General features: G+C 72.6%; 14 protein-coding genes. 3 read left to right on the top strand and 11 right to left on the bottom strand.

Annotated features, from left to right (window positions below; translation table 11 throughout):
- Window positions 1-590: 590 nt before the first annotated feature.
- Window positions 591-1895, bottom strand: a complete 1305-nt coding sequence (tyrS, locus tag DVR05_RS03325; RefSeq protein WP_116244325.1) for a tyrosine--tRNA ligase — start codon at window positions 1893-1895, stop codon at window positions 591-593.
- A gap of 259 nt (window positions 1896-2154) precedes the next feature.
- On the opposite strand from tyrS, the gene DVR05_RS03330 reads away from it, so the two are divergent.
- The 3 genes from DVR05_RS03330 (at window position 2155) to DVR05_RS03340 (ending at window position 4434) form a co-directional block, all read left to right on the top strand.
- Window positions 2155-2964, top strand: a complete 810-nt coding sequence (locus DVR05_RS03330; RefSeq protein WP_116244326.1) for an alpha/beta fold hydrolase — start codon at window positions 2155-2157, stop codon at window positions 2962-2964.
- Window positions 2957-3583, top strand: a complete 627-nt coding sequence (locus DVR05_RS03335) for a TetR/AcrR family transcriptional regulator (RefSeq protein ID WP_116244548.1) — start codon at window positions 2957-2959, stop codon at window positions 3581-3583. Before DVR05_RS03330 ends, DVR05_RS03335 begins: the two co-directional genes overlap by 8 nt.
- Window positions 3584-3732: 149 nt before the next feature.
- A complete protein-coding gene (locus DVR05_RS03340; RefSeq protein WP_232831968.1) occupies window positions 3733-4434 on the top strand; it encodes an HNH endonuclease family protein in 702 nt (233 codons plus the stop codon).
- Window positions 4435-4501: 67 nt separating this feature from the next.
- On the opposite strand, the gene DVR05_RS03345 is transcribed toward DVR05_RS03340, so the two are convergent.
- The 10 genes from DVR05_RS03345 to argH form a co-directional block, all read right to left on the bottom strand.
- Window positions 4502-4912 carry a hypothetical protein gene (locus DVR05_RS03345; protein WP_116244549.1) on the bottom strand — a complete coding sequence of 137 codons (411 nt, stop codon included), beginning with the start codon at window positions 4910-4912 and terminating at the stop codon, window positions 4502-4504.
- Window positions 4913-5174: 262 nt separating this feature from the next.
- Window positions 5175-6392, bottom strand: a complete 1218-nt coding sequence (lhgO, locus tag DVR05_RS03350) for an L-2-hydroxyglutarate oxidase (RefSeq protein WP_116244328.1) — start codon at window positions 6390-6392, stop codon at window positions 5175-5177.
- Between the two features lie 47 nt (window positions 6393-6439).
- On the bottom strand, window positions 6440-6946 hold the full coding sequence (locus tag DVR05_RS03355; RefSeq protein ID WP_369974492.1) for a DUF742 domain-containing protein: 507 nt from the start codon (window positions 6944-6946) through the stop codon (window positions 6440-6442).
- On the bottom strand, window positions 6936-9122 hold the full coding sequence (locus DVR05_RS03360) for an ATP-binding protein (protein ID WP_116244329.1): 2187 nt from the start codon (window positions 9120-9122) through the stop codon (window positions 6936-6938). The genes DVR05_RS03355 and DVR05_RS03360 overlap by 11 nt, the downstream gene beginning before the upstream one ends.
- Window positions 9123-9406: 284 nt before the next feature.
- Window positions 9407-10324, bottom strand: coding sequence for a sirohydrochlorin chelatase (locus DVR05_RS03365; protein ID WP_116244330.1), 918 nt, complete (start codon window positions 10322-10324; stop codon window positions 9407-9409).
- A gap of 154 nt (window positions 10325-10478) precedes the next feature.
- Window positions 10479-11096 (bottom strand): ATP/GTP-binding protein, encoded by a 618-nt coding sequence (locus tag DVR05_RS03370; RefSeq protein WP_116244331.1) that lies wholly within the window; start codon window positions 11094-11096, stop codon window positions 10479-10481.
- Window positions 11077-11514 carry a DUF742 domain-containing protein gene (locus tag DVR05_RS03375; RefSeq protein ID WP_116244551.1) on the bottom strand — a complete coding sequence of 146 codons (438 nt, stop codon included), beginning with the start codon at window positions 11512-11514 and terminating at the stop codon, window positions 11077-11079. The genes DVR05_RS03370 and DVR05_RS03375 overlap by 20 nt, the downstream gene beginning before the upstream one ends.
- Window positions 11515-11591: 77 nt before the next feature.
- Window positions 11592-12026 (bottom strand): roadblock/LC7 domain-containing protein, encoded by a 435-nt coding sequence (locus DVR05_RS03380; protein ID WP_116244332.1) that lies wholly within the window; start codon window positions 12024-12026, stop codon window positions 11592-11594.
- Window position 12027: 1 nt separating this feature from the next.
- Window positions 12028-14526 (bottom strand): sensor histidine kinase, encoded by a 2499-nt coding sequence (locus DVR05_RS03385; RefSeq protein ID WP_116244333.1) that lies wholly within the window; start codon window positions 14524-14526, stop codon window positions 12028-12030.
- Between the two features lie 303 nt (window positions 14527-14829).
- Window positions 14830-16293 (bottom strand): argininosuccinate lyase, encoded by a 1464-nt coding sequence (gene argH, locus DVR05_RS03390; protein ID WP_116244334.1) that lies wholly within the window; start codon window positions 16291-16293, stop codon window positions 14830-14832.
- Between the last annotated feature and the right edge of the window lie 87 nt (window positions 16294-16380).

Raw genomic sequence — 16380 nt, forward strand, 5'->3', positions numbered from 1 at the left:
AAGGCGTCTGCGTTTCCGCTTTGTTGTGTCTTTACTTTATCAGGTGTTCCGTGTCCCGCCAAACCGGCGGTTTCGGATCAACCGAACGGGGTAAAGCACCCGTCTGTCACTCCATCTGTCGCTCGTCCGTCTCGGCTGTTTCACCGGTGTGGAAAGCGACCCCCCGAGCCTACCGGGCTCCAGCGAGTGCTCGAACCACGATGGCGAGAGGAAGGTGTGTCACGGCCCGGTTCCGAGTCGACCTATGAGGGCCGCTCGCCGTCCCGCAGCGACTCTTTCGAGTATAGGGACGTGTTCCCTGAACGTCAAACCAGACCCCGGATCGGGTGGGAACCCGTGGATCCGGGGCCCTGTCGCCCCTGTCCGGGCGGCATCTTCAGGCCCCTGACGCGTCCGGTCCACACACCTGGACCGACTAACCGCGTCGGCTCTGTCACTGTCAACATGTTATCTGCCCAGGACATTCCTCATCGAAACCCTCATCCCGCCAACAACAGCCCGCTCTCCCTCGTCCGTGCGGTACTCCGCGCACACGTCGGGGCCGACGCCGCGGAGGACGTCGGCCCCGACCGGTACGGAGACGGCGCTGGTCACTCCCGGGTGAGGATGACTCCACCGATGTTGCGCTTGCCCTTGCGCAGCACGACGAACCGTTCCTGGAGGATGTCGGACGCACCGATCCGCGCCTCGACGTCCGTGACCTTCACGTTGTTCACGTACGCCCCGCCCTCCTGGATGGCGCGGCGGGCGGCGGACTTGCTGTTGGTCAGGCCGCTCTGCGCGAACAGCTCGGCGACGGTCGGCAGTTCCTCGACCGGCCCCGAGACCTCGGCCTTGGGCACCTCGGACAGCGCGGCGTCCAGGGTGCGGGCGTCCAGCTCCGCCAGGTCGGCACGGCCGAACAGGGCCAGGCTCGCGTCGATGACCTTGCGGCACTCCTCCTCGCCGTGCACGAGCGTGGTGAGCTCCCGCGCCAGGGCGCGTTGGGCGGCACGGGCTTGCGGCCGCTCCTCGGTCTGGCGCTCCAGGTCCTCGATCTCGCTCCTGCTGAGGAAGCTGAACACCTTGAGGTACCGGATGACGTCACGGTCGTCGGCGTTGAACCAGAACTGGTAGAAGGCGTACGGCGACGTCAGTTCGGGATCGAGCCAGACACTGCCCGACTCGGTCTTGCCGAACTTGGTGCCGTCGGCCTTGGTGAGCAGGTTGGTGGTCAGGGCGTGCGCCTGACCGTGCGGCTCGTTGCCGTCGATCCGGCGGATCAGGTCCAGACCCGCGGTGATGTTGCCCCACTGGTCCGAACCGCCGGTCTGGAGAACGCATCCGTAGCGCCGGTAGAGCTGGACGTAGTCGTAGGACTGGAGCAGCACGTAGCTGAACTCGGTGTAGCTCATCCCCTCGCCGTCGAGGCGGCTGCGGACGGTCTCGCGCGCGAGCATCTGGTTGATGCTGAAGTGCTTGCCGACGTCGCGCAGCAGTTCGATCGCGTTGATCTCGCCCAGCCAGTCGGCGTTGTTGGCGAGGATCGCGTCGGTCGGCCGCGGTTGCTCCCCCTCGGGGGTGAACCGGAGGAAGGCCGACAGCTGCGCCCCCAGGTTGTCGACCCAACCGCGCACGGTCTCGACCGAGTTCATCTGCCGCTCGGCGGTGGGCTTGGGGTCACCGATGAGCCCCGTGCCGCCGCCGACCAGGGCGATGGGACGGTGACCGGCCTGCTGGAAACGGGCCAGGGTGAGGATCTGGGTGAGGTGGCCGACGTGCAGGCTGCCCGCCGTCGGGTCGAATCCGCAATACAGGGTGATCGGACCATCGGCGAGCGCCTTGCGGAGTGCGTCAAGGTCGGTCGTCTGCGCGAGCAGGCCGCGCCACTGGAGTTCGTCGATGATGTCGGTCACTGTCGTCTCTCTGTCGCTAGGGCGGGCCCCGGGCCCGATCTGCCTGGAAGTGTAGGCCGGGTCATTGCGGACGATCACCCGGTTTTCCTCGTACCCCACGCTATCGGGCCCGCCGGACTGAGCATCCGTCACACACAACGCCGGGGGCCGCCGGGAAGAGTCCCCGGCGCCCTCCTCGGCGTCCGAGGCCCTTGACATACAAAAGCTAATAGTATTAGCTTTTGGGCTATAGGCCATAGCCAACTGGGGAGAGCCGACCGTGCACCACCTCCACCGTCCGCGGGGACGGATCGCCTACGACCTCTACGGCCCCGGAAACGACGGCACCCTCGTCGTCTGCGTCCCCGGGATGTTCGACCACCGCGCCTCCTTCCGATTCGTCGGCGCCGCCCTCGCCGACGCCGGACACCGGGTCGCCGTCATGGACCTGCGCGGCCACGGTGACAGCGACACCACGTTCGACCGGTACGACAACCGCGCGGCCGCCGAGGACGCGCTCGCCCTCATCGAGGAACTCGACGGGACCGGCGCCGTCGTGGTCGGCTGCTCGATGGGCGGGGCCGCGGCGACCATCGCCGCCGGGGAACGCCCCGAGCTGGTCGCCGGAATCGCCCTGCTGGGTCCGTTCCTGCGCAGCGCCACGCCGAACCTGTTCACCAGGGTCATGCTGCGGCTGCTGCTCCTGCGCCCCTGGGGGCCCAAGGCGCTGACGTCCTACTACGACAGCCTGCACACCGGCCGAAAGCCGGAGGGGCACGAGGAACAGAAGGCACGCGTCATGGCGATGCTGCGTCCCCCGGACCGCTTCCGAGCCGTGCGCTCCACCATCCACGCACCCCACGAAGAGGTCCTGGACGCGGACGGCCTCAGCGCGAGGGCCGTGGTGCTGGTCGGTGAGCAGGACCCGGACTGGCCCGACCCCGCGGCCGAGGCCGCGTGGGTGGCCTCGGTGGTCGGCGGATCCGTGCGGATGGTCCCCGAGTGCGGCCACTACCCGCAGTCCCAGCGCCCCGATCTCGTCGTACCCGCCCTCCTGGACCTGGTCGAGGAGGTGCGTGCCGGTGCCTAGGGCCGGACTGACCCCGCGGCTGGTGGCGGAGGAGGCGGCCCTGCTCATCGACGAGCAGGGGCTCGACGCCCTCTCCCTCGCCGCGGTCGCCAAACGGCTCGGGGTGGCGGTCCCGAGCCTGTACAAGCACGTCGACGGCCTGACGGGACTGCGACGCGAGATCGGCCTGCTCGCGGCGGCCGAACTCGGTGACCGGCTGCGCGTGTCCGCCACCGGACTCGCCGGGCCCGACGCGCTGCGCGCCGTGGCCGTGGCCTACCGCCGCTACGCGCACACCCACCCGGGACGGTACGCCGCGCTCCAACGGGCCCCCGCCGCGGACGACACCGAGGCCCAGCGGATCTACGCCGTTCCGGTGGAGGTGCTCACGGCCGTCCTGCGCGGGTTCGGGATCGACGGTGACCAGGCGGTGCACGCCGTCCGTACCCTGCGCAGCGCCCTGCACGGTTTCGTGGACCTGGAGAGCCGGGGCGGTTTCGGCCTGCCCGAGGACGTCGACGAGAGCTACGAACTCCTGGTGGAGGGGTCCGTGCGGGCCGTCCGGAGCTGGCCCGACACCGTCTCCGCGCGGTTCGGGGAGGAGAGGAACGGCGGAGGCCGCCCCGGAGGGGGACCCTGATGCCGGCCGGCCGCCTCGGCGTCACGGAGGTGGTCAGGGCCCGGCGCGTGGATCCCCACCAGCCCGGTACCGTTTCCGCGTACGTCAAGCTGGTGGAGCGCCCCGGAGCACCCCGCGTCCGGGGAACCCGGACCGCGTTGGAGTTCTCCGTGCCCAAGAAGATCCTCACCGGTGCCGCCGGTGCCCTCGTCGTCGTCGCGGTAGTCGCCCTGTACCAACTGGGGGTGATCGACCTCCCGACCCAGGGCTCGCCCCGACCCGACACCGGTGCCAGCGCTCCCCCCGCCGACGGAACGTCGGCGGGCGGATCCCCCGACGTGGAGGAGGCGCTCCGGTGGCTGGAGGAGTTGGACGTCGTGGCGGAGACCGACCCGCCCGGCTACGACCGTTCCCTGTTCCCGCACTGGAGTTCCGGCGTGCGGGACGGCTGCACCACCCGCCAGGTGGTCCTGCTGCGCGACGGTGAGGACGTGGAGGTCGACGACGACTGTCAGCCGGTGTCGGGTACCTGGTACAGCGTCTACGACGGCGAGACCCTCACCGAGGCCGGTGACCTCGACATCGACCACATGGTTCCGCTCAAGGAGGCGTGGCGTTCGGGCGCGAGCGAGTGGACGACCGCCGAGCGCGAACGCTTCGCCAACGACCTCGACGCCTCTCCCCAGCTGTGGGCGGTCAGCGCCTCCAGCAACCGGTCCAAGAGCGACGAGGACCCGGGTGACTGGCTGCCCCCGCTGGAGTCCTTCCACTGCGACTACGCGGTGTCCTGGATCGAGGTCAAGCACGTCTGGGAGCTGACCGTGGACCAGGACGAGGCGGAGTCCCTGCGCGAGGTGCTCGCCGGCTGCTGAACCTCCGCGTCGAACCGTCGCCACGGCTGCCGTCCGCCACCACGGACGGGCGGCCGTGGCCGACCGCTCAGCCGAGGGGACGCTGGCTGATCCCCCGAGCGGTCGCCAGCAGCTCCTCCTGGCCGAGGAGGCCGAAGGCGTCCCGGACCTCCACCGCGACCCCCGGTTCGGGGCACCAGAAGGCCTCGGTCTCCCCGTGCAGGGCCGGGACCCCCCGGTTGTCGAACGGGGTGAGCTCCCAGCCGTCCGGGGAGCGCTCGTGGTACTCGGCCAGGAACGCGCGGACCGCGTCCAGGTCCGAGAGCCGGTCCCCGCGCATCACGAGGACCTGGAGGACGACCCTGGCGCCTCCGCCCTCCAACGCCCTCTCCCACACACGGGTGGAGAAGGACACGTCGCCCCACTCGTAGTCGAACTCGTCGACCGACGTCTGATCGTCGACCTGAGCGGGCAGGTACCCGACGGTGAAACCGTCCACGTCTCCTCCAGGGTCGGCGGCGGCCGGAGCCGCGGTGAACACGAGTGCGATCAGGGCGGTGACCGCCGCCACGAGCCGTCCGAGCATGGTCATGGGCACCTCCGACGGTGGTTCCGGGCCCTTCCCGACTCCCCGTCCCCATCCATGATCGAAGCGCTCGGGGCACCTCACCAGGGTGCGCCCGAACCTGTGGACAACTCCGCTCCGACACGCCCCGGGCACCCCGGGCTCGCCTGCGGACGCCCCCGTGGAACCGCCCCCGTCAGCGTTCGGGGACGTGGTGGTCGGCGAGGAACTCGGCGATCGCCAGCGACGACGTGGCCGCGGGCGAGGGCGCGTTGCGCACGCACACCACCCGCCCGTGGGTGTCGACACGGAAGTCGTCGAGCAGCGTGCCGTCCCGGCCCAGCGCCTGCGCCCGGACCCCGGATCCGGCGGGACGCAGGTCGGCGGCGCTGATCTCGGGTACGAGCCGACGCGCCTGGCGGGCGAACACCGCGCGCGAGGAGGACACGAGGACCTCGCGGGCGCCCATCGGCCAGTGGCGGCGGGCCAGCTTCCAGAAGCCGGGCCAGGAGAGCGTCCGCGCGAGGTCGTCCGGGGCGAGGTCACGTGCCCGGTAGCCCTCGCGTGCCGCCGCGAGGATGGCGTTGGGACCGGCCATGACCTCACCGTGGACGTGCCGGGTCAGGTGCACCCCGAGGAACGGGTACCGCGGGTCGGGGACCGGGTAGACCAGCCCGCGCACGAGATGGCGGCGCTCGGGGACGAGTTCGTGGTAGTGGCCGCGGAACGGCACGACCCTGGGGTCGGCGCCCGCCCCCGCCATCCGCGCGAGTTCGTCGCCGTGCAGCCCACCGCAGACCACGAGGCGGTCGAAGCGGTGGATGCGCCGCTCGCCGTCGGGGTCGCCGGTGAGGACCTCGACGCCGTCGTGGTCCTGCCGCATGTCGATGACGGGGGTGTGCAGGAGCACGCGCCCACCGGAGCGGCGCACGTCGTCGGCGAGCTGCTCGGCGACGGCGACGAAGTCGGTGATCGCCGTGGTGGGCGAGTGCAGCGCCGCCACGCCCGCGGCGTGCGGCTCGACGTCGCGCAGCCCCCGGGGGCCGAGACGGACCACCCCGGGCACGCCGTTGTCCCTGGCCCGCCGCTCGATGTCCGCCAACCGCGCCGTGTCCTCGTCGTCGACCGCGACCAGGACCTTGCCGACCTCCCGGTAGGGCAGGCCGTGCTCCGCGCAGTACTCCCTGAGCAGGCCGACCCCGCGACGGCACAGGGTGGCCTTGAGCGACCCCGGCCGGTAGTACAGACCGGCGTGGACGACACCGCTGTTGTGGCCGGTCTGGTGCGCGGCGACCCGGTCCTCCTTCTCCAGGACCGTGACGCGGGCACCCGGCCTGTGCAGGGAGAGCCGCCGGGCGAGGGCCAGTCCGACGATTCCGGCGCCGACGACGCCGACGTGTTCGGTGCTGCGCATGGCGGAACGCTAGCAACACCGCCCGCGGGCGCCCCGGGCAGGGTCGGTCAGAGCGACTTCAGCCCCACCAGGACCGCGTGCAGGATGTCCTGGTGGGCCAGCGGGCGTGAGGGGCCACAGAGCTGGAGCGCCCCCTCGCCCACCATGTCGGCGACGATCTCCCGGACCTGGCCCACCGGCAACCGCACCTCCGCCGCCAGTTCGACCAGCGTCCGCGCGTGCCGGGCGTGCTCCAGGATGGCGCCGCGCTCGGGCCGCAGCCGTTCCCGCCGTCCGGGGGTCCGGGCGGCGACGACGTGCCCGAGCAGGTCGATCCCGCGCCCGCGCGCGGTACCGTGCGACCGCACCGCGTCGGGGTCACCCGCGTCGACCGCGAACGGGCGCAGGAACCTCTCCCTCCCGGCTCCGGCGCTGTCCAGGCCGAGCCACACGGTGTCGGGGGCCTCGGCCTCCGCTGCGGGCGGGACGGCGACCTCCGGAACCGGGACCGGACCGGTGTCGGGGTGGGGGAGGTGCCCGTGGCCGCCCCCGGCCTTCGATCCCTCAGCGCTCACCGTGGCCCCCGTGCGGCGGGTGGGGAGGCGGGATGACCTGGGGTCCGCTGGGGTGGGTGGGGTGGGGTGGGACCCCGCCCGGCGGAGCGGCGACCGGCGGCCCGCCGTGCCCGGGGTCGGTCACGGGCACCCCTCCCCCTTCCTCGGGGTGGCGTGTGGGGTCCGGTATCCGGCCGCCCGTCGGCACACCCGACGGTGGGGTCCCCCGCCCCGCGACCGGCGCCGCGTTCTCCAGCGGTTCGAGGAGGGTGTCCGGGATGAGCACGGTCGCCCGGGTCCCTCCGTAGGGGGACGGACGCAGCCAGACACGGACCCCGTGCCGTCCGGCGAGCCGGGCCACGACGAACAGTCCGAGGCGCGGGTCGTCGGGCAGGGCCATCACGTCGAACTCCGGGGGCTGGTTGAGCGTCCGCTCGGCGGCCGCGTACCCGTGCTCGGACATGCCCACCCCCCGGTCCTCGACCTCCACCGTCAGACCGTCCGCCACGGGTGCGCAGCCGACGTCCACGGGGGTTCCGGCCGGTGAGAACTGGGTGGCGTTCTCCACCAGCTCCGCCAGCAGGTGGACGATGTCCTCGACCGCCTGCCCCTGGAGGAGCGCCCGCGGCGCCGAGGTCAGCCGTACCCGTTCGAAGTCCTCCGTCTCGGCGATGGCCGCGCGCAGCACGTCCACGAGCGGACGCGGCTGGCGCCACCGGCGGGCCGACTGGCCACCCCCGAGGATGATGAGGTTGTCGGCGTAGCGGCGCGCCCGCGTGGCCAGGTGGTCCAGCCGGAACAGGCGGTGCAGTGCCTCCGGGTTCTGCTCGTGGTACTCGATCTCGTCCAACAGGCGCAGTTGGCGCTGGACCAGCGTCTGGTTGCGGAAGGCGACGCCGAGGAACGCCCGGTTGGCGCCGCGTCGGATCTCCGCCTGGCGGACCGCCGCCTCCACCGCGGCGACCTGGGCGCTGTCCAGGGCCTCGGCGACCTGCCCGATCTCGTCGTCCCCGCACTCGTCCAGCAGGGGCAGTTCCTCGTGGACGTCGACCCGGTGCCCCCGCTGGGCCCGGTCCAGGATGGCGGGCAGATCCTCGTCGCGGTCCAGGATCTGCTCCCGGAGCCGGGCCAGCCGGTCGGTGAGCCGGCGCGACGAACGGCTGACGACGGCGATCGCGGCGACGCCCGCGCCGAGGGTGGCCGCCCCGGCCGCCACGCCGAGCGAGACGCGCAGCAGCGCGGTGCTCCAGGCCAGGTCGACGGTGCGTTCGATCTGGGCGCGGGTCAGGCCGTCCAGGACCAGCGCGGCGGCGGCCGAGGAGGCGTCCCACTCGACGTCGGTGACGTCGATGCGGGTGTTCCATCCGGGGGGTGCGCCCTCGACCGCCTGGTCGCCCTCCCCCGTGGCGGATTCGGCGATCGGCGGCCGGGTGACCACGCGGCGGCTGACTCTCTCGGTCCGCGCCCAGGCGTCCTGGGCGACCATCGCCTCGTAGCGTTCCCTCACCGTGGGGTGCATGGCGGGTTCGGCGTTCTCCAGGGCGTCGCGGTAGGAGGCGGTCAGGTAGGTGAAGTGGGCGGTCTCCTCGTAGCTCATCTCCCCCGCGGCGATGACCCCGGCCAGGAGCGCGTCCGCCCGGGCGAAGGCGGACCGGGCGCCGAGCAGTTCCTGGGTGAGGATCGCGTCGGTCAGGTTCTCGCCGCCGTCGGTGGAGTGCAGGAGCGCGGTCGTGGCGTCCTGGAGGGCGTCGAGGACGTCGCCGTACCGGATCAGCGCCTCCCCTCGACCGGCGTTCCCCTCGTCGATGTCCGTGCGCAACTCGGTCACCGCCGTGGGCGCCTCCTCGAGCGGCGGTGGCGGGGCGCCCACCGCGGTGACCGCCCGGGTCAGGGACGCGTCGGTGCGCTCACGCTGGGCGTCGAGCTCCGCCCGCAGCGCGGCGTCGGCCGCCTCCCGCTCGCCGAGGCCGAGGTGCACGACGGTCAGCCGCCGCTCGGCCCGCAGTTCGTTGGCGGCGGCGGAGTAGGCGCGGGCCCCTTCCCTCGCCTGGGCGACCGCGCTCATCAGCTGGACCGCCTGGGCCGTCCCCACTGCGGCCACGACGAGCCAGAGCGCCAGGAAGCACAGGCTCGGGATCAGCACGATACGGGTGAGCTGCGCGCGGATCGTGGGCGCGCGGTCGCGGGTTCTACGCATGGCCCCCTCCAACCTGTGGATCCGCCGTGCTCCTTGGCGGGCGCTTCGACGGAGTGCGGTCGTTGCGAGGCTATCGGAGTTTCATTGCCCTACGCTGTCAAACAATCACGAATAGTTATCCTTCGAGGCGGAAACGGACTCCCTCGATGTGCTACGGAACCCGTGTTCACTTCGAAAACCCAGGTCACACCGGTACGCACGCGAAGGGGCCACCCGTGGAACGGATGGCCCCGTGTGTCCTCCCGTGGAACCCGGCGTGTCGCGACCTCGTGTCACGTCCCGGATCAGGACTCCGGGCGGTGCCGGGAACCCACCGGTGCGGGGAGCTCGTCGACGGTCGGCGGCTGCTCGACCCCCAGCGAGTTGAGGATCTCGGCGTAGCGCAGGGCGGCGATCTTGCCCAGCAGGCTGTCCGCCCCCAGCGGCGTACCCAGGCGCGCCCCGACGCGCTCGGCCAGCGCCTCCAGCTCCGCGCGGGGCAGCTCGGGGCCCAGGGCGCTCGGCGCGATCACCGGGCGCTGGCATCCGCCCTGGCGGAGCTGGGCGACGGTCTGTTCCACCGACTCCGCGCTGTCCAGGTCGGCGGGCAGGACGGTCAGTCCGAGACGGGCGGCGAGCAGGACCGCGCTCACCCCGGCCGCGCCCACCGCGCCCTCACCGCCGACCGCGCCGACGACGACGCCGTCGGCCATCGTCGTGTCCCGCGCCACCACGCTGATCAGGCGCATGCGGTCGGCCCGCACGAACCCGGCCTCGGCCAGCCGCAGGTGCAGGACCTCGGCCAGCATCGGGTGGGGGCCGAGCCCCTCGGTGACGCGCACGTTCGCGCCCGAGTCGGCCACGGCCGCGGAGATCGCCGCGGACGCGGCCTCGTGCGGGGCGGTGACCAGGGGCACCACGACACCGGCCAGCGGACGGTCCTCCCCTTCGTCCAGGCCGGTGAGCGCCTCGGCGAGCGTCTGTTCGTCACCCTCGGTGTGCCCGAAGCGGATCGTGACCTCGGGGCGGTAGGCGCGTACCAGATCGGCCATCCGGGCACCGATCGACCCGCCGTCGGCGTCCCTGGCCTGTTCGGCCGTTCCCGGGACCGCCATGACGAGCGCGGGCGTACCGAACCAGTTGTCGAAGGACAGCGGGTTGCGGTGTCGACCGGAACGACGCTTGGGGAGTTCGCGTGGAGGAAGTCGGTCTGAGTTTCGCATACCAGGATTCAGATAAGAGGCGGATGGGGCGATCGGGGCAGATCACGGCCAAGGTCACTGCCGCGACATTGTAGCGTTCAACACCGCATTCGAGGGTGTGTGTCCCGAACGTATACCGGACCGCCCCGTCGGCCCGGCGCGGGGGCGCCGGACCTCATCCGCTCAGGGCCGGACTCCGCACCCTGAGGACGTGCGTGATCAACTCGACGAGGACCTCCTTGCACGACGTGCGCACCCGGGCGTCGGCCATCAGGATCGGGACCCCCTCGCTGACGTCCAGCGCCTCGCGCACCTCCTCCACCCGGTAGTCCTCGGCGCCGTCGAAGCGGTTGACCGCCACGACGAACGGCACGCCGCGCCGTTCGAAGAAGTCGACGGCGTGGAAGCAGGTGTCGAGCCTGCGCGTGTCGGCGAGCACCACGGCGCCCAGCGCCCCCGCGGACAGCTCGTCCCACATGAACCAGAACCGGTCCTGGCCCGGTGTCCCGAACAGGTACAGCACGATGTCCGGGTTGATGGTGATGCGGCCGAAGTCCAGGGCGACCGTGGTCGTGGTCTTGTCCTCCACGCCTCCGGTGTCGTCCACCCCGCAACTGGCCTCGGTCATGAGTTCCTCGGTACTCAGCGGGGCGATCTCACTGACGGAGCCGACCAGGGTGGTCTTGCCCGCGCCGAACCCCCCGGCGACGATGATCTTGACTGCCTGCGGGATCGGCTCCTGCTGGGCCGCTTCCCGCGCCCCCGGCCGGGTCTCAGAGTCTGCGGATGCCATCGAGTACCGCCTGAAGTACTTTCTTCTCGGGAAGTTGGGTCACGGGCACGGAGGCCCGTGTGCGGACGTCTCCCTCGGCGACGAGGTCGCTCAGGAGCACCTTCACCACGGTCATGGGGATGTCGAGCCGGGCCGAGATCTCCGCGACCGAGATCGGCCGCCGACACAACCGCAGGATCTCCCGTTGCTCGGGTTCCAGGGGTCGCGCGTCCCGGCCGCGGACGGCGACCACGATGGTGATCATGTCCAGCCGCGGCCCGTGGTCGCGGGGGCGCGTGCGCCCCCGCGTCATCGTGTAGGGGCGGACCAGGGACCCCCCCGGCGCGTCACCCGCCAGGACGCCCGGGGAGGGCCCCTCGGAGGTCGGATGGGTCCTCCCCCGGTACCAGGGCTCGGAGCGGTCGCCGCCGGGTTCCAGGCCGGAGGCCCCGGTACCCGCCCCCTCCGCGGGTACGGGTCCCGGAAGGACGGCGTCGCGTTGTTCGCCCGATGTGTTCACGAACCTGTCCCTCCCATGGCGCTGAGCCCCGCGGACCGCCGCGGCGCGGCCGTGAGGAACTGCCCCACCCGCTTGACCCGCAGGTTCATCTCGTAGGCGACCAGACCGACGTCGGCGTCCTCGCTGGCCAGCACCGCCAGACAGGCCCCCGACCCCGCCGCGGTGACGAAGAGGTAGGAGTGCTCCATCTCGACCACGGTCTGGCGGACCTCTCCCCCGCCGAAGTGCCGTCCCGTCCCCCGCGCCAGGCTCTGGAACGCGGACGCGAGCGCCGACAGGTGCTCGGCGTCCTCGGGGGCCAACCCGCGGGACCGCCCCAGGGACAGCCCGTCAGCCGACAGCACGATCGCGTGGTCGGCGCCGACCACGCGATCCACCAGATCGTCCAACAACCAGTCCAGGTTGTCCGCGGCCTTGCTCTTGCCCACCATCTCAGTCGCTCTCTCCCGTGTGATCGTCGGTGTCCGCACCGACCTGACCGTCAATTCCGTGTTCGCTCCCGTCGACGTCCTCGGCCCGCCCACGGCGCGTACCCGCGCTGAAGGCGTTCATCATCCGGCGTGCCTGCTCCGGGCTCCGGCCCGCCGACCTCGGAGCGGGGCCCGTGCCCCGGTCCTCCCTGAGCTGCGGTGCGAGGTTGGCCTGCCGCCTGCGTCTGGGCAGGCCGGGCCGGTCGGAGCCGGCCCCCACGCGACCGTTGCCGTGGTCGGCGACCTCACCGGTACCGGCTCCGTCAGCGCCCGAGACCGCCAGGTCGGGAACCTGCCGGAGCACGGGCGAGCCGGTGCCGCGCGGGGACCGGGCCACGCTGGCGTCACCGTCGGAGTGCGGGGGGACCGGCCGCAGCAGGGGCCGCTGACGACCGGAGGCCCCGCCCGCGGTGGCGAGGAGGTCGTGTGTGTCCCCCCGATCCCGCCGCTCCGGCGCGGCGTTGACCCCCGCACGCGCGACGCCGCCGATCCGGGGCCGCTCGGTCCCCCCGGCCGAACCGGAGGTGATGAGCGCCGACGGGATGAGCACGACGGCGCGCGTGCCCCCGTAGGGGGACGAACGCAGCTGCACTCCGATGCCGTGTTTGTGCGCGAGGCGGGCGACGACGAACAGGCCCAGCCGGGCGTCGGTGCCCGGGCCCATGACGTCGAACTCGGGCGCCTCGCTGAGGGTGGTGTTGGCCTTGGCCAGGGCGTCCTCGGTCATGCCGAGTCCGCGGTCCTCGACCTCGACGGCGACCCCCTTGGGCACGGTCTCGGTGGCGATGGTGACCTCGGTGTGCGGCGGGGAGTAGGCGGTGGCGTTCTCGACCAGTTCGGCCAACAGGTGGATGACGTCGGCCACCGCGGCGCCGGCCAGCGACAGTTCGGGCACGGACGTCACCCGCACCCGCGCGTACTCCTCCGTCTCGGAGATGGCGCCGCGCAGGATGTCCACCAGGGGGATGGGATGGCGCCAGCGCCGACCGGGCTGCGCCCCGCCGAGGATGATGAGGTTCTCGGCGTGGCGACGCCCGCGGGTGGCCAGGTGGTCGAGCTGGAAGAGGCTCTCCAGCAGGTCGGGGTCCTCCTCCTCGCGTTCGACCCGGTCCAGGAGCTGGATCTGGCGCTGCACGAGCGACTGGTTGCGGTGGGCGATGCCGAGGAAGACCCGGTTGACGCCCGCCCGGAGGTCGGCCTGCTTGACGGCGGCGCTGACGGCGGTGCGCTGGGCGATGTTGAAGGCGTCGGCGACCTGGCCGACCTCGTCGTCGCCGTGGTCGAGCTGCTTCATCTCGGTGTCGAGGTCGACGGTCTCGCCCGCCTCCAGCCGCCGCACGATGCGGGGCAGGTCGGAGCGTGCGGTGCCGAGGGTGTCGGAACGCAGTTTGGCCAGGCGGTAGGTGAGCCGGCTGGCGGAGCGGGCGGCCACGCCGTAGGCCACGGTGCCCGCGAAGAGGGAGACGATGCCGCCGCCCAGGGCGAGGGTGAGCATCCAGGAGCTGGCCTCCTCCCCGGCGGCGACGACGGATCCGGTTCGGGCGCCGATGACGGCCTCGAGATCGTCGGTGACCCGGTCGGCCGCCGCGCGCCAGGCGTCGGTCCCGGGGGGCGGGGTGGTGTCGCGGGTCCGCTCCGCGGTCACCGGGTCGACGGTGACCGCGGGGTCGTGGTGGATGAGGGTGTCGGTGATGTCGAGGGCCTCGCGCCAGGCGTCGCTCTCGGCGAGGGCTCGCGCGGTGGGGGCGGCGGGGTCGGGGGCGGCCCGACCGGGACCGGTGGTGGTCACCCGGTGGCGGGCGTCGGCGGCGAGTTCGGCGACGCGCAGTTGGTCCGTGCGGGTGAGGCGGTCCCGGGCGAGGATCGCGCTGACGCGGGCGTCGGCGTGGCTGAAGCTCTCCAGGGCCCACATGAGATCGGTGGCGGCGGCGGCCTCGGCGGAGGCGGGTCCGTCGTCGAGGGCGCGCGCGATGCTGGCGTAGAGCCGGATGCCCTGGTGGACGGAGGAGGTGTAGCTCGCGATCGTGTCCTCGATCCCGCCGGGATCGGCGAGGTTGTCGGCGCGGGTCCGCTCGACCTCGTCCAACGAGGCGAAGAACGCGTCGGCGAGCTCGGGGACGCCCGGTTCGTCGCGTGCGCCGAGGCTGCCGCGCAGGTCCCGCACACGGTCGAGGGCCGCGTCCGTGGAGTCGGCGGCGTCGACGAGGGGGCGGCGTGTCCGCGGTCCGGGGTCCGCCAGGTACTCGACGCTGAGTCGGCGCTCCTCCTGGAGCCGGGCGAGCGCGTCGGCGAGTTCGATGCCGTCGCGGCCGTCGCCGACGGCCGCTCGGAGGGAGACCGCCTGGACGAGCGTGGCCGCGCTCAGGACGACGAACAGGACCAGGAAGGTGATGCTGGGGATCAGCACCATCCTGTTGAGCTGTGCTCTGATGCCGTGACCGGTGGTGCCCGGCTGTCCCATCGCACTCCTCCCCACCGACTGGTCGCGGGCGCCGATCGATGTGGCCCCTCCGCACCCGGTCGGACCGACCGTCCGAGGGTCCGTCGCGTGGCGGGCCGAGCCCGTGGAGGCACGCGCGATCCCGCTGTACGCGGGGAGTACAGGCAAGGCCACGTTTGGTGCCCGCAGACTCAGGACGCTATCGCACTCGGGGGTCCGCTGCCGGGGGAACGCGGAAATGGATACGCGGTGGTCGCCGGAGCGAGGACGACGGGCGGGCGGGTCCCTCCGGAGGGACCCGCCCGCCCGTGGCGCCGTGTGCCGCTACTCCGCGAGCGGGGCGGCGAGCCAGCCGTCCCGGTGCTCGGCGACCCCGGCGCGCAGACGCTCCAGCTGCTCGGCGACGCGGACCGGCGCCGTGCCGCCCCTGCCGGCGCGGGAGGCGAGGGAACCCTGGACGGTGAGGACCTCGCGCACCTTCGGCGTCAGGTGCTCGGAGACGGCCGCGAAGTCGTCGTCGGTCAGGTCGGGCAGGTCGATCCCGCGCTCCTCGCACACGCGCACGCAGGCCCCGGCGATCTCGTGCGCCTCGCGGAAGGGCACCCGCTCTCGGACCAGCCACTCGGCGATGTCGGTGGCCAGGGAGAATCCCTGGGGTGCCAGCTCCGCCATGCGGTCGGTGTGGAAGGTGAGGGTGGCGACCATGCCGGTCATCGCGGGCAGCAGCAGGTGGAGGCTGTCGACCGCGTCGAAGACCGGTTCCTTGTCCTCCTGGAGGTCCCGGTTGTAGGCGAGCGGGAGCCCCTTGAGGGTGGTGAGCAGGCCGGTGAGGTCGCCCACGAGCCGACCCGCCTTGCCCCGGGCCAGTTCCGCGACGTCCGGGTTCTTCTTCTGCGGCATGATCGACGAACCGGTGGAGAAGGCGTCGTCCAGGGTGACGAAGGAGAACTCCTTGGTCGCCCACAGGATGACCTCCTCCGACAGGCGGGACAGGTCCACCCCGATCATGGCCGTGACGAACGCGAACTCGGCCACGACGTCACGGGCGGCGGTCCCGTCGATCGAGTTCTCCGCCGAGGCGGGGAAGCCCAGTTCGGCGGCGACCGCCTCCGGGTCCAGTCCCAGCGACGACCCGGCCAGCGCACCCGAGCCGTAGGCGGACACGGCGGCCCGGCGGTCCCAGTCGCGCAGTCGTTCGACGTCGCGCAGCAGCGGCCAGGCGTGCGCCATCAGCTGGTGGCCGAGGAGCACGGGCTGGGCGTGCTGGAGGTGGGTGCGGCCGGGCATGGCGGCGTCGGGGTGCGCGGCGGCCTGGTCGGCCAGGGCGCGGACCACAGACAGGAGTTCGTCGGCGATGGAACGGGCCTCCTCGCGCAGGTACATGCGCACGAGGGTGGCGATCTGGTCGTTGCGGGAGCGTCCGGCGCGCAGCCGTCCGCCCAGCTCGGGGCCGACCCGCTCGATGAATCCGCGCTCCAGGGCGGTGTGCACGTCCTCGTCCTCGAAGACGGGGGTGAACGCGCCCGAGGCCACGTCGGCCTCCAGCCGGTCCAGCCCCTCGATCATCCGGTCGAGTTCGTCGGCGGTGAGCAGTCCGGCCCGGTGCAGCGCGCGGGCGTGCGCGCGGGACCCGGCGATGTCGTGGCGGGCGAGCCGCCAGTCGAAGTGGGTGCTCAGCGAGAGCCGGGCCAGCGCCTGGTCGGGGCCGCCCTCGAAGCGGCCGCCCCACAGACGCAGGGCCTCGGGCTGGCCGGTGCCTGGCGTCTCGGTGCCGGGCTGATCGGCCATGGTGGTCTCCTTCGGTGGAACGTGGACGTGGACGGGCGGGGGGTGGGCCCCAAGCTACTTCCTGGGGTGGCCGACCCGAGGGGGTTT

Origin of the sequence: Nocardiopsis sp. FIRDI 009, assembly GCF_003386285.1 — a bacterium.
Lineage (GTDB): Bacteria > Actinomycetota > Actinomycetes > Streptosporangiales > Streptosporangiaceae > Nocardiopsis.